The organism is Pseudoalteromonas obscura, from assembly GCF_030135505.1.
GTDB classification, from domain to species: domain Bacteria; phylum Pseudomonadota; class Gammaproteobacteria; order Enterobacterales; family Alteromonadaceae; genus Pseudoalteromonas; species Pseudoalteromonas obscura.
Genome location: NZ_JASJUT010000006.1, coordinates 272,908 through 297,416 on the forward strand (window position 1 = coordinate 272,908; position 24,509 = coordinate 297,416).

Below are 24,509 nucleotides of genomic sequence, written 5' to 3' on the forward strand. Positions count from 1 at the left end.
AGGAATGAGTCATGAGTAAGGTATCTTTGTCCAAAGATAAGATTAAAATTTTATTGTTAGAAGGCGTGCATCAAAGTGCGGTTGAAACTTTGAAGCGCAATGGGTATAGCAATATCGAATACCTTAAGACATCGTTACCTGAAAGTGAATTAATTGAGCGTATTAAGCATGTTCATTTTGTCGGTATACGCTCGCGAACGCACTTAAGTGAAGCAGTCCTAAATGCCGCTGAGAAGCTTGTTGCCGTGGGGTGTTTTTGCATTGGCACCAATCAAGTGAACTTGGAAGCCGCTAAACGGCTTGGTATTGCGGTCTTTAATGCCCCGTTCTCAAATACTCGTTCAGTTGCAGAGTTAGTGTTAGGTGAAATTCTGTTACTACTTCGCGGTATTCCAAAACGTAATGCCATGGCGCACCGAGGCCAGTGGTTTAAATCAGCCATTGGCTCATTTGAAGCACGAGGTAAAACCTTAGGCATCATTGGTTACGGCCATATCGGCACTCAGTTGGGGATCATGGCTGAAAATATTGGCATGAAAGTAGAGTTTTATGACATCGAGGATAAGCTCACGCTAGGTAACGCACAACAGGTGCAAAACTTAACTCAGCTATTACAACGTGCTGACGTGATCAGTTTACATGTCCCAGAAACTCCACAGACTAAAAATCTCATTGGCATGGCTGAAATTGAAGTCATGAAGCAAGGGGCTATTTTAATCAATGCGTCGCGCGGAACCGTCGTAGATATTGACGCGCTGGCAGAGGCGCTGCAACATGAAAAACTAGCGGGCGCTGCCATCGATGTTTTTCCTGTAGAGCCTAAATCAAACGATGAAGAGTTCACCTCTCCTCTCAGGGAGTTTGATAATGTAATCCTTACGCCGCATGTTGGTGGTTCAACACAAGAAGCCCAAGAGAATATCGGTATTGAAGTTGCTGGAAAGCTGACTAAATATTCTGACAACGGCTCGACAGTTACCGCGGTGAACTTTCCTGAAGTATCCCTGCCTGAGCTGTCAAATCGCAGCCGCTTGTTACATGTTCATGAAAACAGACCTGGCGTACTGACTCAAATCAACCAAGCGTTTGCGCAACACGGTATAAATATCGCTGCGCAATACCTGCAAACAGATGACTGTATAGGTTACGTTGTTATTGATGTTGATAGTGACCATTCTGAGGTTGCTTTGAAAGAACTCAGTGCTGTTGAGGGCACCATAAGAGCACGTATCCTGCACTAAATATCCATATTTAATCAAAGAAAAACCGGCAACTTGCCGGTTTTTTTTGGTTGCTCAAGGAACCTCTTGATAAGGTCACTCCTGCTCACCAAAAACAAAAAAGCTGCTTATTAAGCAGCTTTTTATAATCAGTATGATAACTTGGCATTAAGCCATGAAATCAACACCTTCTTTGATGTCTTTTTCAAGAGTAGCAAGCATGTCGTCTTTTGCTTTTTGCTCAAATGCGCTTAGCTCACCGTAAGGTAGTAGCTCTTCAACACCGTTTTTACCTAAACGAATTGGCTGTGCGAAGAACTCAGCGTCGCCAGTGTTACCTTCAACATAAGCGTACTCAAATACGTTTTCTTCGCCTTGTAAACCTTTAACAAGTGAGAAACAAAAACGTGCTGCGGCAGCACCCATTGAAAGCGTTGCAGAACCACCGCCCGCTTTAGCTTCAACCACTTCTGTACCAGCGTTTTGAATACGTTTAGTAAGAGAAGCAACTTCTTCATCTGTGAATTCCACACCTTCAACTTGAGAAAGTAGAGGTAGGATAGTCGTGCCTGAGTGACCACCGATAACTGGTACTTTAACTTCTGATACGTCTAGGCCTTTCAGCTCAGCGATGAAAGTTTCAGCACGGATAACGTCAAGTGTTGTTACACCGAAGACGCGCGCAGCATCATATGTACCCGCTTTCTTGAACACTTCACGTACGATTGGTACAGTGCCGTTTACAGGGTTTGTGATGATGCCAACGAACGCTTTAGGACAGTTCTTTACGATACCTTCAGCTAGAGTTCTAACGATACTCGCGTTTACATTGAATAGATCCGCACGGTCCATGCCAGGCTTACGTGGCATACCAGCAGGGATCAATACAATATCAGCACCAGCTAGTGCTGGGTCTAAATCGTCTTTTCCGTAGCCAGCTACATTAACAGCTGTTGGGATGTGAGAAAGATCAACGGCAACACCAGGAACAACTGGTGCAACATCATATAGTGCTAGCTCAGAGCCCGCAGGTAAACCGTTTTTAAGCAGAAGTGACAACGCTTGACCGATACCACCAGCGGCACCTAATACAGCAACTTTCATTATAATTCTCCATATATTGAAGGTAAGAATTTAGTGTGCAGTAAAGATAATGAAAAGCGCGAGTAAAGACAAATTAATCCGCATTATTTTCGAGATTTTTTCGACTATAGTTGTAAACAAGAGACAACTTTTTGCAATTTGTCTTTACGATACTCCATGAAAATAACTCCAGCGTGAAAATTTGGGTAACTGAGATGATTTGTGTAAAATCGGGCAACCAAAATTGAAAGAAGAGATGTATATGCAAGCGCAAGACAAACAAGAAGCCTTAGTGAAAGCCTTTAAAGCACTTTTAAGAGAGGAAAATTTCGGTTCTCAAGGCGAAATCGTTGATGCGCTAAAAGACCAAGGCTTTGACAATATCAGTCAAAGTAAAGTGTCTAGAATGCTGAGTAAATTTGGTGCTGTCCGAACAAGAAATGCTAAACAAGAAATGGTTTATTGCCTACCAGCTGAAATGGGTGTACCCACAGCGAAGAGTCCCCTGCGACAGCTCGTCATTGACATCATGCACAATGAAATGATGATCATTATCAGAACTAGTCCTGGTGCTGCTCAGCTAATCGCTCGCTTGCTAGACTCTTTAGGCAGTGCAGACGGTGTCCTAGGCACTATTGCTGGCGACGACACAATTTTTATTGCGCCTGCGAAAGTCTCTGAGATAGATGCAACATTAGAAAAAGTAAAAACCTTATTCGATAATGTATAAAACCTAGTCGCCACTCATGATTTGCGCCATCTCAGTTAAAAACTGCAAAGATGGTGCAAAGAAAGACGCCCCCATATCCGCTTCCGAGTAATCCAACAGTGGATCGTAACAATCATGCCCCGACAATAAGCCAAATCGACTCATCAATACTGTTTCAAATGCGTTGCCGTGAGCTGCACAACTTAGATTGATACTTCCCTGCTCAAACACATCACCAAATGGCATACTTTGATCAAGCAACAGTACGAGACCTTGTGCATCTTTAAGCTCAGCGCGACTTGCGTGACTAAATGCAACTCGAGGTTCAATTAAATTATTGTCTAGACGCGTACGCCCCATCAATGCTTCTTGCTCAGTAATCTCTAGTTGCTGCCATCGAGCCAAATCGAACTTAACTCTTTGAATATGGATATAACTACCTTGATGATCTAAGCCATTAGGGTTATCAACTAAAGCCACTTTGCGTTTGAAGCGGCCATGAGGCGACTCACTGGCGTAAATAAAACCATTGAAGTTACGGCCATCTAAAAAGCGGAAGCCTCGGACATGCGCAACAAGCTCTACACTACCTGAAAGCATGTGTAATACACTTTGAGCAAATAAATGATTTACATCTTCTCTATCAGAACGGATCACATAAAGCAGATCAAATGGTTGACTATGAATTAGGTGATCTGCGGACTTAATATGTGGAAAACTCTTTAACTCAGGCGGAATAAACTCAGGATATATATGCGGCCAATACTGAGCGCCAATCGCAACAAAACTGCTAAGCATAGACTCTGAAAACCTGTCGCTCAACTCATCTTGGAGTCGCCCTGCCTGAGCAAGCGCCTCTCGCACAGCTTCATCTTGCCCTTCAAGTACATTGAAGAATAAGTGTAAGCCATGCAAGTTTGCCTCTGCACAGATCCCCGATTGCGGCTGGGCCATACCTTTTCCCTATCGTTATTCGTTCTAAGAAAAGAAATTTACCGCATGAGGCTTAATTTTTAAAGAGATAGGTTTAGACAAATCTAAAGGATTGTCAGCTGGTTTAGCAATTTCCAACTGCTGCCCTTGAAGCTCGATGGCGTATAAATACTCTGTACCTACAAACCTCTCTTGATTTACTTTTATCTCGCCACTGTCGGTATTGTACAATTCAATATGACTCGGTCTAACAAAGATTTTCCCTTTATTTTGGTCATTTTTTTGTTGTGTTAAAGAGTCAACCAGTCCGAATTGCGTTTGGAAAGAACCATTTCCAGAATGTGTCGCGTCCAAGTATATTCCTCGCCCTAAAAACTCTGCCACAGTCTGATTTTTCGGTTGTTGAAATAGCTCAGTTGGACAACCTAACTGCGCGATTTTACCTTGGTGCATAATCGCAAGGCGGTCAGAAAAAGCAAAAGCTTCATCTTTGGAGTGACTGACAAAAATCGCTGATACTTTTTGATCTTTGATAATGCTCCGTATATCGCTTATCAACTGAAACCGGACTTGCGCATCTATGTTAGAAAAAGGCTCATCTAACAGTAAAAGGCTAGGCCTATAAGCCAACGCTCTTGCTATCGCTACACGCTGCTGTTGACCACCAGAGAGTTCGTGAGGAAATCGCTTTGCGTACTCTCCCAAGTGAACAAGCTCAAGCATCTCATCTACACGAGATTGTTTTTCGGCTCGGCTTAACTTACTCAAACCAAACGCAACGTTTTGAGCAACCGTTAAGTGTGGGAACAGCGCATAATCCTGAAACATCATACCTACATTGCGATGCTGCGGTGCGACAAACTCTCTTTCCCCATTAACCTGCTTTTGACCGATACGGATCACGCCTTTTTGCGGCCTGATCAAACCCGCGATTGCCTTCAAAGTGGTGGTTTTACCGCAACCACTGGCACCGAGTAAACAGACAATTTCATTTTCTTTGACTTGCAGGTCAAGGTTATCAATAACGGCGTGTCCGTCATAGCTATATTGCAATGATTCAATTGAAAGACTGTGCATTATGTTTGTTGCTCCATTGAGCGGTTCACTAAATAAAGGGGGATTAATCCAACCAGCACAATAAACAACGCTGAAATAGAAGCGAGTTCTAATTGCTCATCGCTGACAAATTGAAACACATGTGTCGCTAAGGTTTCAAAATTAAATGGCCTGAGTAACAGGGCCGCTGGTAGTTCTTTCATACACTCAATGAAGACCAATAACCCAGCCGTTAAAATGCCTCGCTTAAGCAATGGTATGTGAACACGACCAAGTGTTTGTAAATTGTTTTTACCTAGCGACGCACTGGCCATATCGATGCTTGGACTAATCCGAACAAAACTTGCCTCTACAGCACCATGTGCAATCGCATAAAAACGCACCACATAGGCAAATACCATCGCAAAAATAGTACCGCTCAGTAATAAACCAGGTTCAAAGCTCGTACCACTAAACCATTGGTTTAGGTAGTCATCAAACAAAGTTAATGGTAGTAATACGGCAATAGCCAACACAGTGCCAGGTAAGGCATAGCCCATACTTGCAACTTTCCCAGGTACACCTTTTGATTTTTGGTCACCCACTCTTTGATAAAAAACCACAAGAATACTGAGTAGAATAGCAATACAACTGACATAAAAACTAATTTTTAGGCTTTGCCATGCATAATTAAAAAACGCGTCATTCCAAGCTTGATCGAAATAGTCTATGGCATAAGAGAACAGTACACCTACAGGAATAAAAAACGCCAATATTAAAACTAAACTACAAAACGTGGTAGCCAGCCACCCACTTTTGCCGCTGAGTTCGTATAAACTCGTATCGTTCACACTGCTTTGACGTTCATGCACCACATTACTTTTGCGGCTCATTTTTTCTAAGGTCAACGCTACAAACAAAAACAGCAACATAATGCCCGATATTTTCGCAGCAGCCGTCAGTGAATAATAACCAAGCCAAGTATCATATACAGCGGTTGTTAACGTGCTCACAGCAAAGTAGTGTACCGTAGCGAAGTCTGCCATGGTCTCCATACTTATCAACGCGAGCGCGGCAACTATGGCACCTCGAGACAAAGGTAAGCTGACTTTTAAAAAGCTTTGAAATGGGGATAACCCCATTAATTGACTCGCTTGCACTAGTTTAAAAGATTGCTCTCTCAAAGCTGTTTTAAAAATCAAATACAAATAAGGGTAAAGAACTAAAGCTATCATGACAATCGCACCGGGTAAGGTACGTATATCAAAAAACCAATAGTCGTCGGGGCTTGACCATCCAAACAAGTCTCTTAGAAAGATTTGTACAGGGCCTGCATAATCGAGCATATCAGTATAGACATAAGCGATAATATAGGTCGGCATTGCAAGCGGCAGCATTAATGCCCACTCGAAGATACGTTTGCCGGGAAAATGGCAATAAGCGGTCAACCAACCAAGAGGCAGCGCGATCAGCGCACTGAGCAGCAGCACACCGGCAATAAGCCAAACAGTGTTGCTGATATAGTCCCACAGAACTGTATTCCACAGGTGTGAGAATACTTCCGACTCTCCTTGCAATGATTCAAAAATGAGAAACGCCAGCGGGGTGGACAGGCAAATACCTATCACCCACGCTGTTATCTGCCAATTCGACAGTTTATTTTTTAGCTGCATTAAAGGTCAAATTTTACCTCATCGATTAGCTTAAGCGCTAATGGACGGTATTTACTAATTTCAGCAAGTGGCAAGCTGTCTTCCTTAAACGCTCCCCAAGAAGCTACCATTTTAGATAATTCGACGCCCGGCTTAACCGGATATTCCATATTCGTCGATGCATACATGTTTTGAGCCTTATTGTCCGTCATAAACTCTATGAGTTTCAAGGCATTTTCTTTATTTTTTGCATACTTGGTTAAGACCACACCCGACACATTTAAGTGAGAACCGCGATTTTTTTGGTTAGGAAAGTTGATGTAAACAGAGTCAGCCCAAGATTTTTGTTTGTCATCTGTCATCATTTTGCCAAAGTAGTAGCTGTTACCTAGGGCAACATCACACAGTCCTTCCTTCACTGCTTTGACTTGTGCACGGTCATTACCTTGGGGCTTGCGTGCCAAGTTATTTTTAACACCCACCAACCACTCTTTTGTTTCAGTTTCACCGTGATGAGCTATCATCGAGGCTACAAGACCTAAGTTATAAGGGTGCTTACCAGAGCGAGTACAAATTTTTCCTTTAAATTTAGGATCTGCCAACTCTTCGTAGCTAAGAGATTCCAATTTGCCTAAACGTGACTTAGAAGAGTAAACATTACGCACTCGCTTAGTTAATGCGACCCACTGACCTTCAGGATCTCTAAATGAAGCTGGAATATTGCCTTCTACTTTTTTACTGGCAATTTTTTGAGTTAGACCTAAGTCTTCTAATTGGATCATTGCGCTAAAGTTAGAAGTCAAAACCAAATCCGCGCGAGAGTGCTTCCCTTCACGCTTCACACGCTCAATTAAACCTTTTTTTGCAAAAACAACATTCGTTTTAATCCCTGTTTGCTTAGTGAAATCATCAAGGATAGGCTGTATTAAAAATGGTTGGCGAAATGAGTAGATATTTACTTCATCCGCTGCGAAGGCTGGCATACAAGTCACAGCGGTCAATATTGTGGCGATAGCTCGTTTCATGAAGGCTCCAAATCCAAACAATTATTATTATCAACTGATTCTAACGCGATTATACATAAATTACATCCCACTGAGGTGAGTGACTCAAATTATTATTGCCGTATAAAGACAATTTATATGTAAGACATATCTCACTCTGTATGTAGAAATCGAGTAATCTACACTAGATTTAACTGCCCTCAAATTAGGAACCTATTGTTATTTAATAATTTTTAATTATTAAATAGAACATAGACCTTTTTTCATAATCTTCAAGGCAATGTTTTAAAGCACAAAGCTGCATATACTGTAACTGTCTTTAAGGGAGAGACGTCGCAAGGAAAAAGGATGTGGTAAGCACCACATGGATTGGATCCCTTTCTGGAGCATGGAACTAGGATTATGATGTATTTGCAGGACGCAAATATTTAAGTAGGGATGTTCACAAAATCAGGATGTCAGGACTTAATGGAGTTGGATAGGGTAATGGAGTGGCCCATAAGGAATGATTGCAGGGTAATATCAAACATTGGATGTATTGATGCAACTTAGGATGGGGTTAGGAAAGCCCAAGTGGATATGTGCAGGATGCGCAATAATTCGCAGAACCAAAACACCAAGCGAATTGTATGGAAATGAATTAGGGAGTTGAGTTACTCAACATAGCAGGATGCTGTTTAGAAGATTCCGTCAAGCGCGGCTCGAAAGAGTCGCGCTATCTTCGTGTTTGCTTTATGCTTCGATGAACTTACTACGCTTTCCTCTTAAATACGCATCTCTAAAATCTATAAAGTGCTCAGTGAGATTCTCAGCAGCTTCAGATTCACCATTTTCGGCCAAAACAATACATGCCACCTCTGCTGTGCCCAGCTGATGTTCGTGGGGAGCAACTCGTAACTTATAATTTGACATGCTCTGTGGTGATATTGACAACACGGGAAACTTATCGAGATAAGGGCTTTTTCTGAACATTTTTTTTGCTTCGCGCCAAGTACCATCTAGAAAAATATACAGTGGCTTTTTTGTCGCTTCGCGGTGCACTTTTTTAATCACGCGTTGAGGCTCGACATTGTCTTTGGGAAAAACAATGATAGGTTGATATTGTGGGTTTTCTAATAGAGCAATTAAAGCGCTGTCTGGCTCGGTTCTGTCCCACCTAAAAGCATGATTATCAGGCACAATATCTGCGATCAAACGCCCTGTATTTGATGGTTTAAAGCTCTCGTTGTGATACATTAATAAACATACAGCACTGGCGCACTGAGCTTGCTTCACCCCAGCACAAATACATAGAGGTTCAGCTAACAAACATGTCTCACAGCGAGCTAGTTTAGAGCCGCGAGCTTTAAACTCTCTTTTCGACTCAGAAATTTGCTGCGTGCGCAGTGCCAATACAGAATTGCCCAAAATAATCTCCCAAATAAAACGACAGGCCATTGTACCAAGTCTGACAATAAAAGGATAAAGCTATTATTATGAAGGTTAATCAATCAAACAGACTCAAATATCGGCTCCTCACCCCTGCCGATAGTCACCTACTCTTTAAATTAGACCAAGACCCAAAAGTGATGCAGTTCATCAACGGTGGCAAAGTCACTTCACAAGAAGATATAGACACGATCTTCATACCCCGACTCAATCAGTTCACCAATGCAGAAAAAGGCTGGGGGTTATGGGGCTGCTTCTTAACAGATAACAATGAATTTATCGGTTGGATTTTGGTACGCCCAATGGACTTTTTTACTGAGCAAAGAGATGACTCTAATTTAGAAATTGGTTGGCGGTTTATGCAATCGAGTTGGGGACGGGGTTACGCTACAGAAGCCGCAATGCAGATCGCCGGCGCGCTAACTGAGCACCACTGCGCAAACAAGTTGACGGCGATTGCACTTGAAGACAATAGCGGTTCGATAAACATTATGAAAAAAATAGGCTTAGAATACGTGACAACTACTGTTCATAGCGACCCGCTAGGGAGCGCGGAAGTTGTCGTCTATGAAAAATCTCTCATTACTTGAGTAAAAAAGAGCGGGGATCTCCCGCTCTATCTTTTACATTGATAAATAAATCACTAAGAAAGCACCAAGCGCCAATCGATAGATAACGAACGGCAACATACCCATTTTCTCGATGACCTTTAAGAAAAAGTGAATACATGCATAGGCAGCGAAAAATGACAGAACCGCTCCAGTAACAATGTCCGAAACATTAAACTCATCTCCCTCTGAGATTAGCTTATAGGTCAAATAACTGCCTGCAGCGGCAATAACCGGGATTGACATTAAGAAAGAAAAACGTGCCGCACTTTGTTTATTAAGGCCCATCATTAATCCAATCGTCATTGTTATCCCAGAGCGCGACGTTCCGGGAAGCAACATTGCAATGACCTGAGAGAGACCAATACATAACGCCATAAACCAGTTTATTTGATAAATCGTTTTTATTTGCTTAGCCGTTTTATCTGCATACCAAAGTAACAAACCAAAACCGATAGTCGTGCCCGCAATGATCCAAGCATTTCTCGAGTACTCTTCCACAAAATCTTTCGCAAAATAGCCAATGATCAGTGAAGGTAACGTCGCGAGCAAAATAAACCACCCTAGCTTACTGTCATCTGTTGTCCCCTGACTGCCAAATGATTTAAACCAAGCGGCAAGGATCTCTGCAACTTCTTTTCGGAAGTAAATAATGACCGCGAATAACGTGCCGACATGAACGGCCACATCAAAAGCAAGACCTTGATCCTGCCACCCAAATACTTGCGATGGTAATATCAAGTGCGCAGAACTTGATATTGGCAAAAACTCAGTTAGACCCTGAATTAACGCTAAAACAATAATTTCAATAATGCTCATATCAGTTACAGCTCCACTTTCCATAGTTTTTGGTTCGGATTATGATAGTTTTCCCATAGAGAAGATATGCTTTCACCAGTTGTTGGCAGTGCGACGTGACCACCAACTTCGGATAATGGCAACAATACAAATGCATTTTTAGAGATCTCATCCCTTGGCAGCTGGGCGGGTTGCTCACAAATTAGGTCATCATACAGCAGCAGATCCAAATCCAAAGTTCGTGGGCTGAATTTCTTATCTCCAGGCGTTCGACCATTATCACGCTCAATTTTCTTTAGTAATTTGCAAACTTCTTCTACACCCATTTTGGTGTTTGCTGCAAATACCGAATTATAGAAATTCCGGCCATTAAAACCTACTGGCTCACTCTCATAAACATTGGAGTGTTTGTAGTTGGGAAAATGATCTATCAGAGCTGCAAGCCCATTTTTAAAATGTCGTTCTCTATCAACATTGGAGCCAATGCTAATGTATATTTCTGCCATGCTACTTTTTCCGATAAATTTCAATGCCGACAGTCTTTGCCTGTGCGACTGCAGCAGGTTTGCTGACTTTAATTCGAACGTCACTCACTGCAAACTCAGTTAATATCATTGCAGCTAACTTTTCCAATAACGTTTCTAAAAGCTCTACTTGTGTTGTTTCTGATAAAGTGATTACACGTTCGCTTACCTTTGCGTAATCAACTGTAAGGTTGATGTCATCTGTCTGCGCTGCTGGGGTAATATCTGTAGACATTTCAATATCAAAATAAAGGCTCTGTTTACTTTCTTTCTCAAAGTCGTAAACTCCTATTATGGTCTCGACGTGCAATTGCGAGATATAGACCTTGTCCATGTATACTCCTAGCATGACTAATATGGGTCGGCGCAATAATTTAGGCCGGGTAAAAAGAATCGCGATCATAGCCCAAAACAAAGCAATAAAAAATAAGGAAGCTTGTGTTAGTCATATTAATGTGTATTTGTGCTTATTTATTTGGATCGATTTCCTCTGCGATTTTGATTTCGAGGATGTTTAGACTACCCGATCCTCGCTTTTCTGGCTCCAATAACCCTGGAGCCACTAACGTTTTGCGCATAGGCGGTAAACTCCCCGCAGCACTTGTACTTATTTTTGACGTATTAAAAGGGACTATCCCTGTTTGGGGCGCTTACTTTTTAAACATCGAGCCAGTTTGGCTTGGTGCGGTTGCAGTCAGTGCTTGCCTTGGCCACATTTACCCGATTTTTTTTCACTTCAATGGTGGCAAGGCCGTCGCCACCGCATTTGGCGCACTACTGCCAATCGGTGTGTCATTAGCTGGGCTGCTTATTTTAACCTGGCTGCTTGTACTTTGGGCATTTCGCTACTCTTCTCTTGCTGCCATAGTCACTGTTATCACTGCACCATTCTACACATGGTTCATTAAACCCCAGTATACATTGCCAGTAGCTTTTTTAACGGTTTTGATTATCTTCAGACATCGAGCAAATATAAGTAGGCTCCTGCAAGGAAAGGAGCCTAAAGTCGGTAAGAAAACACCTAAAAAAGATTAAGAGATTGCCGGTAAACTATCCAGTGGCCAGCGAGGCTGTGTTTTCATATCTAATGGTGCTGTATGACCAGCTTTTAGACGTTGCATACCAGCAAAAGCTATCATCGCGCCATTATCAGTACAAAACTCAGTGCGAGGATAATAGACCCGCCCTTTCATCCCTTGCATCATACGTTCAAGCTTGGTTCTCAACTCCACATTTGCGCTCACACCTCCTGCAATAACAAGGCGTTTTATACCCGTTTGTTTTAGGGCACGCTTGCACTTAATTGCTAGCGTATCAATCACGGCACTTTGAAAAGCGTGAGCAATATCAGCCTTAGTCTGTATATCGTCGCCTTCATTTTTAATGGTGTTTGCCGCTGCTGTTTTAAGACCGCTGAAGCTAAAGTCTAAACCAGGCCTATCAGTCATTGGCCTTGGAAATACAAACCTGTCAGCTGTGCCTTGTGTTGCTAATTTAGCTAAAAGAGGGCCTCCTGGGTAATCCAACCCCAGTAGCTTGGCCGTTTTATCAAATGCTTCCCCAGCTGCATCATCGACCGACTCACCTAAGATTTCATACTCTCCAATTCCGGCAACTTTAACCATCATGGTGTGACCGCCTGAGACAAGCAATGCCACAAATGGAAATTCTGGCTTTTCATCTTCTAACATAGGCGCTAGTAAATGGCCTTCCATGTGGTGTACTGCCACCGCGGGAATATTCCAACCAAATGCCAAAGAGCGTCCAATAGATGTACCAACGAGGAGCGCGCCGACCAACCCGGGACCCGCTGTATACGCGATGCCGTCTAGAGAATCCGGGCCACATCCAGCCTGTTTAAACGCCGCTTCAATCAGCGGAATCGTTTTGCGGACATGATCCCGAGAAGCAAGCTCAGGCACTACACCACCATAATCCGCATGTACCTTTACCTGACTATATAATTGATGCGCAAGTAACCCCTGCTCATCATCATAAATTGCAATACCAGTTTCATCACAAGAAGATTCAATACCTAAAATACGCAACCTTGTTCTCCACTACATTCTTTACTATTCACGCTCAATCGCTAAACCAATATTGGTTTGGCCATCGATGATCGCTTGCGCTTTTAACTGCTTGATTGTTTCAGAGGAAATTCGCCCCATCCCTTCAACAAAATCGATTAATTCACCTAAAACCTCGATTTCATATTGCATCAATGGGTGCTCTCTGACGAGTTTATTGTCCGGAGTGATATCTTCCTGTGCCAACAAAAACTCAATATACCTTGCGACCGTTGCTTGAGATATTTTTGCAACATTGACAAACTCTATCTCATCTTTTGTCATAAGACCTTGAATAAATCCAAGCAGCGCTGTTGCCATATCAATCGCAGGGTAAGTACCAAACATGTCAAAATCTGATAGTTCAGGTACATTAGGTTCTATTTTTTCGATTTGCTTTTCTAAGCTAATTTTGCTTTTTGGCAGTAGTAATTTTTCCCAGCACAGATTTAGTGCATTTCTAAACACCTGCTCATCACCAAACCCAGTAGCTTCACTAAATAAACCATAGTTTGGCGTCATTCTTTCCAAAATAGCAGCCGCTAGTGCTGCTTTTTGTAAATAGTTCAACTCACGAATGCGCTGAAAGTTATTTGCTTTGCTCATACTCATTTCCACAATGCCAGCAATACTCAAAAGCTGAGCCATTCAGCTCATTGCAATATCGACACTGCCAATCTAATTTTGATTTTTTCTGGTGATAGTTTACCAAGATTTCTTCTCCAAGGGGCAACTTTATCGCTGGTACAAAGATCTTAATGGTATTATCTGCAAAAGGCAGTTCGCCTAAAGTGGAAGACAGTGCCTCTCCTTGCATTGTCGTTTTTATACGGGCTTGGTGTAAAAGGCCATTTACAAGGTGTGCTTCAATCATATTATCGGTGCTAAAAACACAGCACCATTTATCTAGTTCATTAACCATCGCACTCAATGCTAATTTTGCTATCATAAACAATATTGTAGTGTGTAAATTGGAAGAGCTCTATGACGCTTACCACACCTGGGTTGTTATTTCCCGCTATTTCATTGCTGTTACTCGCTTATACTAATCGCTTTTTAGTGCTCGCTCAGCTAATTCGCGAGCTAAACGCTAGAGAAGGTGACACTTTGCGCCCGCTCGTTGTGCAGCAAATTAATAATTTAAAAAAACGCATCAAACTAATTCGTTTAATGCAAGTATGGGGCGTGTTCTCATTTATTCTTTGCACGCTTTCGATGTTTGCTTTGTTCATCGATGTTAATTTGCTGGGGATCATCTTATTTGGAGTCAGTTTGTGCTGCTTGATTGGATCTCTCATGTTGTCCTTGTACGAAATTCATATTTCGTGTGATGCAATAGAGATTGAGCTAAATAATATTGAAAAAAAGCCACTCCAAGATTAAGCAACTCGTATTGACCTTACTATACTGACATTATCAATAGCTGAAGGTAGGTCATGTGTGAGCGGTTTTCTTTTTTCAAATGAGCAACTAAAAGAGGAAACTTCACAACCCGAAGAGCGCGCTTTTTGGGATGTGTTGGTCGTCGACGACGAAGAGGACATTCACCAAGTAACCAAGTTGGTTTTATCCGACTTTAAGTTTGAAGACAAATCTCTGCGTTTTCATCATGCATACTCGGCCAAGCAAGCAATGGAGATACTGGAAGACCAAGAATGCATTTCAGTCGGGCTCATTGATGTTGTGATGGAAAGCAACCATGCAGGCCTAGATTTAATCAAGTTTATTCGCAATGATATGGCGAATCATGATATCCGCTTAATTCTCAGGACAGGTCAACCTGGTGAAGCTCCTGAAGAGTCCGTTATTCGCGACTACGATATCAATGACTACAAAAATAAAACAGAATTGACCGCTGTTAAGCTAAAAACCCTGTTGTACTCCGCTCTGCGTTCACATCGTGATATACAGACGATTGAGCTACACAAAAAAGGGCTGGAAAGGATCATTGCGGCTTCATCCAGTTTTTTGGAATGTGATAATGTGCAAGATTTTGCATCAACAATTCTTGAACATGTTGCGCAAGTATTGGGACTTTCCGACTCCGAAATTTATTGTGCCGCCGCAACAAATAAGCAAACCGATGCAGGTTCTCAGTTTAAGCTTTTAGCGGCTTCTGGAGAGGGTATAGAGCCCAGTTCAGATAAAATTCCAAATAACGTCAAAAACCTATTTATTGAAACCCATAACAGAAAAACTTCTTGCAAGTCTTGCAATGAGTATGTCGGCTACTTTACTTCTAAAGGTGGCCTAGAAACCATGCTATACGTTAGTAAAGAGAGTTCATTGCGAAGTACAGACTGTCAGTTGTTAGAGTTTTTCGCCAATAACATCGCGCTGGCTCACGACAATATAAAGTTACGAGAAACAGTCAAAGAATCACAAAGAGAGCTGTCATATATCCTTGGTGAAGCCGTCGAGAAACGCTCTAAGGAAACAGGCTCTCACGTGAAGCGTGTCGCTATGTACAGTAAGTTACTTGCGGAATTGTCTGGCATTAATAGCTATCGCTCAGAAATAATAAAAATGGCATCTCCCCTACATGACATTGGCAAAATTGGGATCCCCGATGTCATATTAAACAAACCTGGTAAGCTGACCAATGATGAATGGGAAATAATGAAAACGCATGCGCAATTAGGATTCGATATATTGAAAAAATCAACGAATGAAATATTGCAATGTGGCGCAACAATTGCTCATCAGCATCACGAAAAGTGGGATGGTACTGGTTATCCACGAGGCCTAAGTGGGGAAGACATTGATATTGTTGGAAGAATTACGGCAATTGCTGATGTTTTCGATGCTTTGGGTAGTAAACGCTGTTATAAAGAGGCTTGGTCGCTTGAAAAAGTGCTTGAAGAGATAAAATCGCAGAAATCTAAGCAATTTGATCCCAAATTAGTTGATTTGTTTATAAATAATCTGGAACAATTCATTTTAATCAGAGATACCTATCCCGACTAAAACTTTGTAAGCGAAATGTAAAAAATTCACTTGGATGTTTCCTTAATCTGTATTAGTATTAGGAAATCAACGTCATGATTGCATTTTTGTTGAAATAAAAGGAATTTCAAATGAGATTTGAACAACTTGAGCAATTTGTTGCTCTAGGCAACCTACGTCACTTTAGACAAGCTGCCGAACAAACCCAGATTAGTACATCAGCTTTAACAAGAAGCATACAAACTCTGGAAGATGAAATTGGGTGTGAGCTTGTTAAACGCTCTACACGTTCAGTGAAACTAACAGAACAAGGTGAACTGTTTCTAAATTACTGTAAAGCGACACTAAGCGAGCTAGATGTAACGAAAAATACCATCAAGCAAAGTTTATTCGGTAGAGATCAACAAAAGTTAGTTGTTGGTTATACCGCTAAAGCCAGTGAAATTGTGCCAATGTCATGTGGTCGATTCTTAGCAGATTCACCAAATGTAAAAATTGAGATGCAACTGCTTGATGAGCATGAACTTACGAGAAAGCTTCAGCTAGGTGAGGTCGACATCAGTGTTTACTTATCATCAGCAACGAGCTTAATCAGTGATATTCACTTGCCTGATCAACTTATTCTTTTTGTGTCTAAACAACACCCTCTTGCAAAACAAGAGTGTATTCGTAGAGGTGAATTATCACAGTACCCTATGTATAGCTGCTTCTCTCAATCTAAACAGGTTCAAAGCATGCTAAACGAAGCCGTTGAAGGTTTAAACAAGTCAACTAGTGTTAAAATTGGCAATATAACACAAGTGATTGATGGCTTAAAAAACAGCCAAAGCTTCGCAATTGCAAGTATTGAGCATTCAAAAACGATTGCACAAGATCCTGAGTTAGCGCTTCTTAAGACTAACAAAGACAATAGTCATGAGCAGCTAGTTATCAATACCAACCACCAGCTTAGTGGCAATAGTCATGTAAATAGCTTATTGCAGTTGATTGAAAAAACAGCCTCTCAATTGCAAGTAAATGGTGCGCCAGTGCATTCTTAATCCTTCTCGATACTCGCGCGCTAATGCCCACACTTTTTACAGTGTGGGCCAAACCTTAACCAAGAAATACACCAACAAACAGCATTAAACCAATATAATTATTGTTTAAAAATGCTTTAAAACACGCTTCTCTCCCTCGGTCAGCTATTTCTCTTTGCAAATAAACCAATCCGAAAGTCGCAATTGTAAACGTCACCCAGTACCATATACCCAGCGAAAAATATAAGCCTGCAACCAACATACATGACATAAAACTAATATTGAGCAGCGCAATAATATGCCTATCCCATTGCCCAAACAAAATTGCGGTTGATTTAATACCAATTTTCAAATCATCATCTCTATCAACCATGGCGTACATGGTGTCATAAGCAACCGTCCATAAAACATTTGCAATAAATAGCAGCCATGCAATCAATGGGACTTCTCCCGTAGCAGCCATAAAAGACATTGGGATCCCCCAACCAAACGCTGCCCCTAGTACAACCTGAGGGAGGTGAGTATATCGTTTCATAAAGGGATATAAAGAGGCCAGTATTACACCGCCAATAGAGAGCACGATGGTTTGCCAATTTAAGGTAAGCACCAATAAAAATGATGCAATTATCAGTACAAAGAAAAGCATTAGCGCTTCTTTTTCTGACACAGCCCCACGTGCTAAAGGCCGTGTTGCTGTCCTTTTTACCGCTCCATCTACTTTTCGATCCGCGTAATCGTTTATAACGCAGCCAGCACTGCGCATTAAAAAAGTGCCTAGGGTAAATACAAAGATATGCAGTAGACTTGGATTGCCATCTGATGCCAGCCACAAACTCCACATCGTAGGCCATAGTAATAAGAACGTACCAATGGGTTTATCAAGTCGCATTAATTGCTTGTATTCGGGGTAGTTTTCAAACCGCAATGTCGCACTTTTCATTTATTCGATCTCGCTGTTAAACATCTCACATACCAGAACTTTAGCAGAGTGATTGGTAAATACACTTCGTCTGGCAAAAACAGGAATGTCCGTTACACCAAAAAGTTGCCACAACTTCAACTGCGCATCCGCGTCTTCAACACAGCCGACTTCCAAATCACCTCTTTGCCATGAAGATTGCTGAAACAGCTTGTCACCTAATGGGTTTTCACCAAGGTTTTTTAGCCCGTACTGGTTCGCTTCAAGCGAAATCCAACTCTGAGCATAAACATGAGGTTTATCATCGCAATATAGCAATACTTCCCTGCATATGGCGGTTTCCATTGCATCGCCAAGTAGTCGACAAATATAAGCAGGAGGCGTTAGATGCTGCTCATTAATCACTTTCACTCTAAAGCTGCTACTTTGACTCTTGAGTAAAGCGGTCAAAGAGCCTTGTTCCAATAGCCGATCATGTATATTTTCTGGCGCTTTGTCGGCAACTTGCTCAAAGCTGCCCCAATTAAAATCTAAAGAAATAGGATATTTTAACAATTCAATTATTCAATTAAGACTAAACGCAGACATAATAGCAAAGCTTGGCAATGCAAAAAAGTTCACTATTATCTTAATGCTCGCTGTTCATGCTCTACAATTAAGTATAAACTAACGATATTGTTGATATTTAGTTACATATTTTCAGGCGATTATGGTTCGTACTCTTTTACTATTAGTGGCACTTACAATCAGCACAGCAAGCTTTAAACTCAAGGCCGAGTCTAACGTTGGCTACTATGGTTTCGAGCCAGATATCATCACGAACTATATTGGCCAATCCAACAAAAAATTGGGTTATGTTCGAGTAACCATAGATCTTATGCTAGATGATATCGCCAATATTGCGGTAGTCGAGCACCACACTCCATTATTGAGGGATGCCATCGTGCAGATCCTTAGTAAAGAGCCAGAAGAAACCATTAAATCTTTAACCGGCAGAGAGGAGATCAGACAACGCTGTGCAGCAAAGCTGAAATCCTTACTAAAAGATGAAACTGGACAGGAGATCGTGAGAGAGGTCTTATTTACTAAGTACCTTTACCACTAAGACGTTGAGCTAAAACTGCGAGGCTCATCCCCGATAATAGACCAAATAGGTGGGCCCAGTTTGCCATACTGATAAATAATACATCTGCAAACCCCAAAATCATCCATAACAACATGAAACCTATAATTGGAGTTGATAATATGGGTTGTTGGTCTTTGTTCAATTGGGGCAATACCCAACAAAATCCCATTTGGGCATAAACCACTCCACTCAAACCACCAAAGTTTTCATCAACCAATAAGAACTGCGCCCAATTACTCAATAATGCACTGACCGTAAAAACAGTGATTAAAATAACAAAGTCAGTTCTTTGTACAATTTGATTACCCAAATATAGCCACCAACTAAGATTGAATAGCAAGTGTATTGCACCAAAATGCATAAAGGTTGGCGTGATCCAGCTCAAAGGAAGATTAGTATCGAATTTGAGCGCATTAAATACCTCTGCGGGCGTAAAATAATAGTAACTGCCATAAACAAGCAGTGAAATTATAACAATGCTCTGAATAAACCAGTTTAAGTGAAAAAAACGCTGCAATAAATTTAGCTTAGCACTGTGATACTGCAAGCCACTATCTGTCGCACCAACTTGCCAAGACGCCTTGCTATATTTCTCATGGTACGGATTTGCCAGAAACTCCTGCCACACTGTATCCGCTCTTTGCCAATCGCGGTCATTGACCCATACAGATACATTTCGTCCATCTTCACTATGTAGCTGACTGTCTATCCCTAGTGTTTTCAGATAATCAACGGCTCCTTGAACCGCTCTAGGGTCTGAGAAGGAGCCTAGCAGTTTCATTTTTCGATGTGGTTAGGAAGCGCTTGCTCCCATTGAGTGAAACCACCATCCATGCTGTACACCTCTTCAAAACCTTGCTCAACTAAGTAGTTTGCAGCATTTTGAGAGCTGATACCGTGATAACAAACGATAATAATTGGTTGTTCAAATTCTTTTTCCTGCATGAAGCGCGCTAAATTTTCATTGGACAAGTGCTCTGAACCAGGTATATGACCCGCAGAAAATGAATTTGGGTCGCGTATATCCGCAACAACAACCTCTTCTCGTGACATCAATTCTTGTGTTTGTTCAACACTAATATGTTTAAAAGACATTTCTCTCTCATTAAAAAAACGGCTTCTCAAGCATCTATACCTAGCAATGGGCACACACTCAAAAAGCCGCTGATTATACTTCAGACGTAAGTTACTTAGTCCAGTCTAGGATAACCTTGCCTGACTGGCCCGAAATCATTGTATCAAAGCCTTGCTGGAAATCATCCACATTAAATTCATGGGTAATAATTGGCTCTAGGTTCAATCCAGATTGAATTAGGCTTGCCATTTTATACCAAGTCTCAAACATCTCTCGTCCATAGATCCCTTTGATTACAAGACCTTTAAAGATGACTTGATTCCAATCAACAGCCATATCACTAGGAGGAATGCCTAGCATTGCAATTTTACCACCGTGATTCATGTTGTTCAGCATGCTGTTAAAGGCCACTGGCACACCAGACATCTCTAAACCAACATCAAACCCTTCCGTCATACCAAGTTCTTGCATAACATCTTCTAGGCTTTCATTTGCTACATTAACCGCTTTTGTAGCACCCATCTTACGTGCCAGATCTAGGCGATATTCATTAACATCGGTGATAACAACATGACGAGCCCCAACATGTTTAGCAACTGCTGCCGCCATAATGCCAATTGGGCCTGCACCTGTTATCAGCACATCTTCGCCGACTAAGTCAAAAGACAAAGCCGTATGAACTGCATTGCCAAATGGGTCAAAAATAGATGCCAGTTCGTCTGAAATATTGTCCGGGATCTTAAATGCATTATAAGCTGGGATCACAAGGTACTCTGCAAAGGAGCCTTCTCTGTTCACACCTACGCCAATTGTGTTGCGGCACAGATGAACGCGACCAGCGCGACAGTTGCGACAATGCCCACATGTGATATGGCCTTCGCCTGAGACGCGATCACCGACTTCAAAACCACGGACTTCCTGACCCATATCCACAATTTCCCCAACATATTCATGGCCCACCACCATAGGAGTTGGAATTGTGTTTTGTGACCATTCGTCCCATTTATAAATATGAACATCGGTACCACAAATCGCGGTTTTACGGATCTTGATCAATAAGTCATTGTGCCCCATTTCAGGTTTAGGCACATCTGTCATCCAGATCCCTTCCTCGGCTTTCAACTTGGATAATGCTTTCATAATATTCACTCGTTAGAAAGTAGGTGCAAACGCACCTAGCAATTAAATCACACCTAAATCTTTACCAATGCGGATAAACGCAGCAATGGCCTTGTCTAACTGCTCTTTAGTGTGCGCTGCTGAGATTTGCGTACGAATACGAGCTTGGCCTTTAGGTACCACAGGGAATGAGAACCCAATCACATAAATGCCTTCTGCCAACAAGCGATCGGACATTTCAGCTGCCATTTTTGCATCACCTAACATCACAGGAATGATTGCGTGGTCTTTACCTGCACACGTAAAACCAGCGGCTTCCATCTCAGTACGGAAGTGCGCCGCATTTTCCCAAAGTTGGTCGCGCAGTGCTTTGCCATCTTTAAGCATGTCGAGTACTTTAATAGACGCTGTCACGATTGAAGGCGCCAAGGAGTTTGAGAATAGATATGGACGAGAACGTTGACGTAACCACTCAACAATCTCTTTTTTACCTGAAGTATAACCACCTGAAGCACCACCAAGTGCTTTACCAAGCGTACCAGTAATAATATCTACTCGATCCATTACTCCGCAGTACTCAGGCGTACCTGCACCATTTTCACCGACAAAGCCAACGGCGTGAGAATCATCGACCATTACTAACGCATCATATTTGTCTGCCAGATCACAAACTGCGGCTAAATTACAGATCACACCGTCCATTGAGAAAACGCCGTCTGTTGCGATAAGTTTCGTCTTTGCGCCCGCTTCAGTCGCTGCGATCAGCTGCTTCTCTAGGTCAGCCATATCATTGTTTGCATAGCGGAAACGTTTTGCTTTACATAGACGAACGCCATCAATGATTGACGCGTGATTCAATGAATCCGAGATAATCGCATCTTCTGGACCTAAAATAGTTTCAAATAGACCAGCGTTCGCATCGAAACATGATGAGTAAAGAATCGTATCTTCTGTTTTCAAAAACTCGCTAATTTTTTCTTCTAGCGTCTTATGAATATCCTGTGTACCACAAATAAAGCGTACAGATGCAACACCAAAGCCATGGTCTGACAACCCTTGTTGTGCAGCAGCGATCAAATCTGGGTGATTGGCTAAACCTAGGTAGTTATTTGCACAAAAGTTAATTACGCTTTCACCCGTTGAAACAGCAATTTCAGCTTGCTGTTGTGATGTGATAATACGTTCTTTTTTATATAAGCCTTCAGCTTTAACTTCTTCTATTTGTTGTTGAAGTTGGCTGTAGAATGCCGCTGATCTCATGTAGAGTCTCCATTGGTTGCACGGAGTGTGTATACCTAACTTGATTACTGAGGTGAACACACGACTTTAATGATTCAAAGAATGCGTTGTGATTACACAATATAAATCACTTTCTTCGACTCGTTAGACGCTAAAGCTCAGATTAAATCAATAAAAAGGATACACACCAAATGAAAAGTCATACTCAAGCCAATTACCCACTTGTTGTATGAATGAGTTAAATTACTTGAGTATATTTTAAAAGGTTCGCAAGCGAATTGCACGAATTGTGATTATCTTGTTTTACCTTCGCGTAAAGCTGACTGGTCGTTACACCAATTTTTTTGGTACTTCAGCTAAAGAACCACATACCAAATCGGCATGGGACTTGTCCTCATCGCTCAGAACTTGCCCTGAACATACTAATATTTTCGTTGTCACTCCGGCAGCTTCTGCAGCCTGCATATCAGACACTTTATCACCGACCATGATGCTCTGCTCTGGGTCAATATTATGCTCTTCAATGGCTTGCAATATCATACCCGGCTTAGGCTTTCTGCAATCACAGTCCAATAAATATTGAGACAGCGCCTTTTTGGGATGATGTGGGCAGAAGTAAACGCCCGAAATATTGATATCATGTGATGAAAATTGTTGGCACATCCAGTCACTTAACTTTTGAAATTGCGTTTCATCATAGTAACCACGACCGATACCAGATTGGTTTGTGACCACAACAATTTTAAAGCCTTCGTCTGAAAAATATTTACAAGCTTCAAATACGCCGTCGATAAATTCAAACTCTTCGATGGCATGCACATAGGCATGATCGTGATTAATAACGCCATCCCTATCTAGAAATACTGCTTTAGACTTCATAGTTTCTCTTGCTCAACAACTTTATCAAACATCGCTTTAACTTCATCAACGCCAATTTGCGCCATCAGCTCTGCACCCTTAATTCGAGTTCCCCAAGGTAATTCATTGGCTGGTTTACCCTTTTGAGCGAGGATATTTTTATGATAGACCTCAATGACATAATCTTGAAATAAATACGGACCGGTACGCTTCGGATTTGAATGTGCGTATAAGCCTATAACAGGCGTACCAACCGTTACAGCCATGTGCGCAGGCCCGGTATCTGGTGCAAGTACAAGCTTCGCTTGCTTAAGCACGCACAGTAATGTTTTTAGCTGCGTTTGCCCAACTAAGTTCAAAATTTTACAGTTAGCATGCTCTACAATTGAACTGCTCAAATTACGTTCAAGCTCAGTAGGGCCGCCGGTGAGCACAATATCAAAGCCTTGCTCTGCCGCGTAGTCTGCCAATGCGGCATAGCGCTCAGGCAACCAATTACGTTCTTTTTTACTTGCCGCAGGGGAAATAACCAAAATGCGCTTCAAACCGCTTAAAAGAACTTCGGCTTGCTTCTCATCTTCTTCTGTATAAGGCATTTCCCAACATGGACTTTCCTGTTTGGCACCAATGGCTTGTGCAAATTGCTGGAAACCTTCGAGAACATGAGGCTCCGTTTGTTTCGCTATTCGCTGATTAACAAACAGCGAATGTAGCTCTTTAGCACGCGCATTATCAAAGCCGATTTTGACTTTGGCAGGAATAAACAAGGCCGCTAAATTGGCACGAAAAGCCACTTGCATATGTAGCAACACGTCAAACTTAGTACCTTTAAATTGCGCTTTGAGATCTTTAAATGCGGCTTTGCCGCGTTTTTTATCAAACACCACAAACTCAACACCGGGTAAGTCAGCCAGTAACATAGCCTCTACTTTACCAATCACCCAAGTGATCTTGGCTTGTGGATGTGCACGTTGAATAGCTTGAACAGCCGCCACTGCATGACATACATCGCCAATGGCCGATAACCTTAGTATACAAATAGAAGCAATTGATTTAGACACTCAGTCCCACCTAATCTGTTTATGAACGCACGATCTTAAATTAATCACTTCGATTTGCAACACTTGTGCATTTCACTCAAGAGAAAA

The 24,509-nt window shown here is 41.8% G+C and carries 28 protein-coding genes; 8 read left to right on the forward strand and 20 right to left on the reverse strand.

Annotated elements, in window-relative coordinates; genetic code table 11:
* Positions 1-11 precede the first annotated feature (11 nt).
* A complete protein-coding gene (gene serA / locus QNM18_RS15860; protein ID WP_211012738.1) occupies positions 12-1,241 on the forward strand; it encodes a phosphoglycerate dehydrogenase in 1,230 nt (409 codons plus the stop codon).
* Between the two features lie 147 nt (positions 1,242-1,388).
* On the opposite strand, the gene mdh is transcribed toward serA, so the two are convergent.
* Complete coding sequence (mdh, locus tag QNM18_RS15865; protein WP_211012737.1) at positions 1,389-2,324, reverse strand: malate dehydrogenase; 936 nt, start codon at positions 2,322-2,324, stop codon at positions 1,389-1,391.
* Positions 2,325-2,565: 241 nt separating this feature from the next.
* On the opposite strand from mdh, the gene argR reads away from it, so the two are divergent.
* Entirely contained in the window at positions 2,566-3,033 is a 468-nt protein-coding gene (gene argR / locus QNM18_RS15870) for a transcriptional regulator ArgR (RefSeq protein ID WP_023399537.1), read from the forward strand.
* A gap of 3 nt (positions 3,034-3,036) precedes the next feature.
* Here the strand turns inward: argR and QNM18_RS15875 are convergent, their stop codons facing one another.
* The 5 genes from QNM18_RS15875 to QNM18_RS15895 form a co-directional block, all read right to left on the reverse strand.
* Positions 3,037-3,966, reverse strand: coding sequence for a Dyp-type peroxidase (locus QNM18_RS15875; RefSeq protein WP_284137755.1), 930 nt, complete (start codon positions 3,964-3,966; stop codon positions 3,037-3,039).
* A 24-nt stretch (positions 3,967-3,990) separates the two neighbouring features.
* Entirely contained in the window at positions 3,991-5,022 is a 1,032-nt protein-coding gene (locus QNM18_RS15880; protein ID WP_284137756.1) for an ABC transporter ATP-binding protein, read from the reverse strand.
* Positions 5,022-6,653, reverse strand: coding sequence for an ABC transporter permease (locus QNM18_RS15885; RefSeq protein WP_211012734.1), 1,632 nt, complete (start codon positions 6,651-6,653; stop codon positions 5,022-5,024). Before QNM18_RS15885 ends, QNM18_RS15880 begins: the two co-directional genes overlap by 1 nt.
* Positions 6,653-7,657 carry a Fe(3+) ABC transporter substrate-binding protein gene (locus QNM18_RS15890; protein ID WP_211012733.1) on the reverse strand — a complete coding sequence of 335 codons (1,005 nt, stop codon included), beginning with the start codon at positions 7,655-7,657 and terminating at the stop codon, positions 6,653-6,655. Before QNM18_RS15890 ends, QNM18_RS15885 begins: the two co-directional genes overlap by 1 nt.
* Before the next feature lie 711 nt (positions 7,658-8,368).
* Entirely contained in the window at positions 8,369-9,043 is a 675-nt protein-coding gene (locus QNM18_RS15895) for a tRNA-uridine aminocarboxypropyltransferase (RefSeq protein ID WP_282099839.1), read from the reverse strand.
* Positions 9,044-9,111: 68 nt separating this feature from the next.
* Here QNM18_RS15895 and QNM18_RS15900 point away from each other — a divergent pair, with 68 nt between their 5' ends.
* Positions 9,112-9,654, forward strand: a complete 543-nt coding sequence (locus QNM18_RS15900; protein WP_284137757.1) for a GNAT family N-acetyltransferase — start codon at positions 9,112-9,114, stop codon at positions 9,652-9,654.
* A gap of 33 nt (positions 9,655-9,687) precedes the next feature.
* On the opposite strand, the gene QNM18_RS15905 is transcribed toward QNM18_RS15900, so the two are convergent.
* Genes QNM18_RS15905 through folB form a run of 3 tightly spaced genes read right to left on the reverse strand, consistent with a single transcriptional unit; the run spans position 9,688 to position 11,328 of the window.
* Positions 9,688-10,491 (reverse strand): undecaprenyl-diphosphate phosphatase, encoded by an 804-nt coding sequence (locus QNM18_RS15905; protein WP_211012730.1) that lies wholly within the window; start codon positions 10,489-10,491, stop codon positions 9,688-9,690.
* Between the two features lie 5 nt (positions 10,492-10,496).
* A complete protein-coding gene (gene folK / locus QNM18_RS15910) occupies positions 10,497-10,976 on the reverse strand; it encodes a 2-amino-4-hydroxy-6-hydroxymethyldihydropteridine diphosphokinase (protein ID WP_284137758.1) in 480 nt (159 codons plus the stop codon).
* A gap of 1 nt (position 10,977) precedes the next feature.
* On the reverse strand, positions 10,978-11,328 hold the full coding sequence (folB, locus tag QNM18_RS15915; protein ID WP_211012728.1) for a dihydroneopterin aldolase: 351 nt from the start codon (positions 11,326-11,328) through the stop codon (positions 10,978-10,980).
* 104 nt (positions 11,329-11,432) lie between these two features.
* Between folB and plsY the strand changes: the two genes are divergently transcribed.
* Positions 11,433-12,029: a glycerol-3-phosphate 1-O-acyltransferase PlsY gene (gene plsY, locus QNM18_RS15920; protein ID WP_211012727.1), complete on the forward strand. Its 597-nt coding sequence runs from the start codon at positions 11,433-11,435 to the stop codon at positions 12,027-12,029.
* On the opposite strand, the gene tsaD is transcribed toward plsY, so the two are convergent.
* Genes tsaD through QNM18_RS15935 form a run of 3 tightly spaced genes read right to left on the reverse strand, consistent with a single transcriptional unit; the run spans position 12,026 to position 14,009 of the window.
* On the reverse strand, positions 12,026-13,042 hold the full coding sequence (gene tsaD, locus QNM18_RS15925) for a tRNA (adenosine(37)-N6)-threonylcarbamoyltransferase complex transferase subunit TsaD (protein WP_211012726.1): 1,017 nt from the start codon (positions 13,040-13,042) through the stop codon (positions 12,026-12,028). The genes plsY and tsaD overlap by 4 nt on opposite strands.
* Positions 13,043-13,066: 24 nt before the next feature.
* The gene (locus QNM18_RS15930; protein ID WP_211012725.1) at positions 13,067-13,666 is read right to left on the reverse strand and encodes a YjaG family protein; all 600 of its coding nucleotides are present in this window, start codon (positions 13,664-13,666) and stop codon (positions 13,067-13,069) included.
* Positions 13,650-14,009, reverse strand: a complete 360-nt coding sequence (locus tag QNM18_RS15935) for a putative signal transducing protein (protein ID WP_023399524.1) — start codon at positions 14,007-14,009, stop codon at positions 13,650-13,652. The genes QNM18_RS15930 and QNM18_RS15935 overlap by 17 nt, the downstream gene beginning before the upstream one ends.
* 35 nt (positions 14,010-14,044) lie before the next feature.
* Between QNM18_RS15935 and QNM18_RS15940 the strand changes: the two genes are divergently transcribed.
* From QNM18_RS15940 to QNM18_RS15950, 3 genes are all read left to right on the forward strand, one after another.
* Positions 14,045-14,443, forward strand: coding sequence for a DUF2721 domain-containing protein (locus tag QNM18_RS15940; RefSeq protein ID WP_211012724.1), 399 nt, complete (start codon positions 14,045-14,047; stop codon positions 14,441-14,443).
* A gap of 57 nt (positions 14,444-14,500) precedes the next feature.
* Complete coding sequence (locus QNM18_RS15945; RefSeq protein ID WP_211012723.1) at positions 14,501-16,027, forward strand: DUF3369 domain-containing protein; 1,527 nt, start codon at positions 14,501-14,503, stop codon at positions 16,025-16,027.
* 110 nt (positions 16,028-16,137) lie between these two features.
* Positions 16,138-17,046 (forward strand): LysR family transcriptional regulator, encoded by a 909-nt coding sequence (locus tag QNM18_RS15950; protein ID WP_023399521.1) that lies wholly within the window; start codon positions 16,138-16,140, stop codon positions 17,044-17,046.
* A gap of 55 nt (positions 17,047-17,101) precedes the next feature.
* Here the strand turns inward: QNM18_RS15950 and ubiA are convergent, their stop codons facing one another.
* Positions 17,102-17,965, reverse strand: coding sequence for a 4-hydroxybenzoate octaprenyltransferase (gene ubiA, locus QNM18_RS15955; RefSeq protein ID WP_284137759.1), 864 nt, complete (start codon positions 17,963-17,965; stop codon positions 17,102-17,104).
* The gene (locus QNM18_RS15960) at positions 17,966-18,499 is read right to left on the reverse strand and encodes a chorismate--pyruvate lyase family protein (RefSeq protein ID WP_211012720.1); all 534 of its coding nucleotides are present in this window, start codon (positions 18,497-18,499) and stop codon (positions 17,966-17,968) included.
* Positions 18,500-18,653: 154 nt separating this feature from the next.
* Here QNM18_RS15960 and QNM18_RS15965 point away from each other — a divergent pair, with 154 nt between their 5' ends.
* Positions 18,654-19,049, forward strand: coding sequence for a flagellar basal body-associated protein FliL (locus QNM18_RS15965; RefSeq protein WP_211012719.1), 396 nt, complete (start codon positions 18,654-18,656; stop codon positions 19,047-19,049).
* Here the strand turns inward: QNM18_RS15965 and glpG are convergent.
* From glpG to QNM18_RS15995, 6 genes are all read right to left on the reverse strand, one after another.
* Positions 19,030-19,851 carry a rhomboid family intramembrane serine protease GlpG gene (gene glpG / locus QNM18_RS15970; protein ID WP_284137760.1) on the reverse strand — a complete coding sequence of 274 codons (822 nt, stop codon included), beginning with the start codon at positions 19,849-19,851 and terminating at the stop codon, positions 19,030-19,032. The genes QNM18_RS15965 and glpG overlap by 20 nt on opposite strands.
* Positions 19,848-20,165, reverse strand: a complete 318-nt coding sequence (gene glpE, locus QNM18_RS15975) for a thiosulfate sulfurtransferase GlpE (RefSeq protein ID WP_284137761.1) — start codon at positions 20,163-20,165, stop codon at positions 19,848-19,850. The genes glpG and glpE overlap by 4 nt, the downstream gene beginning before the upstream one ends.
* 91 nt (positions 20,166-20,256) lie before the next feature.
* Positions 20,257-21,285 carry an L-threonine 3-dehydrogenase gene (tdh, locus tag QNM18_RS15980; RefSeq protein ID WP_211012716.1) on the reverse strand — a complete coding sequence of 343 codons (1,029 nt, stop codon included), beginning with the start codon at positions 21,283-21,285 and terminating at the stop codon, positions 20,257-20,259.
* A 42-nt stretch (positions 21,286-21,327) separates the two neighbouring features.
* The gene (locus tag QNM18_RS15985; protein WP_023399514.1) at positions 21,328-22,524 is read right to left on the reverse strand and encodes a glycine C-acetyltransferase; all 1,197 of its coding nucleotides are present in this window, start codon (positions 22,522-22,524) and stop codon (positions 21,328-21,330) included.
* A 309-nt stretch (positions 22,525-22,833) separates the two neighbouring features.
* The gene (gene gmhB, locus QNM18_RS15990) at positions 22,834-23,382 is read right to left on the reverse strand and encodes a D-glycero-beta-D-manno-heptose 1,7-bisphosphate 7-phosphatase (RefSeq protein WP_284137762.1); all 549 of its coding nucleotides are present in this window, start codon (positions 23,380-23,382) and stop codon (positions 22,834-22,836) included.
* A complete protein-coding gene (locus tag QNM18_RS15995; protein ID WP_284137763.1) occupies positions 23,379-24,422 on the reverse strand; it encodes a glycosyltransferase family 9 protein in 1,044 nt (347 codons plus the stop codon). The genes gmhB and QNM18_RS15995 overlap by 4 nt, the downstream gene beginning before the upstream one ends.
* Positions 24,423-24,509: the final 87 nt, after the last annotated feature.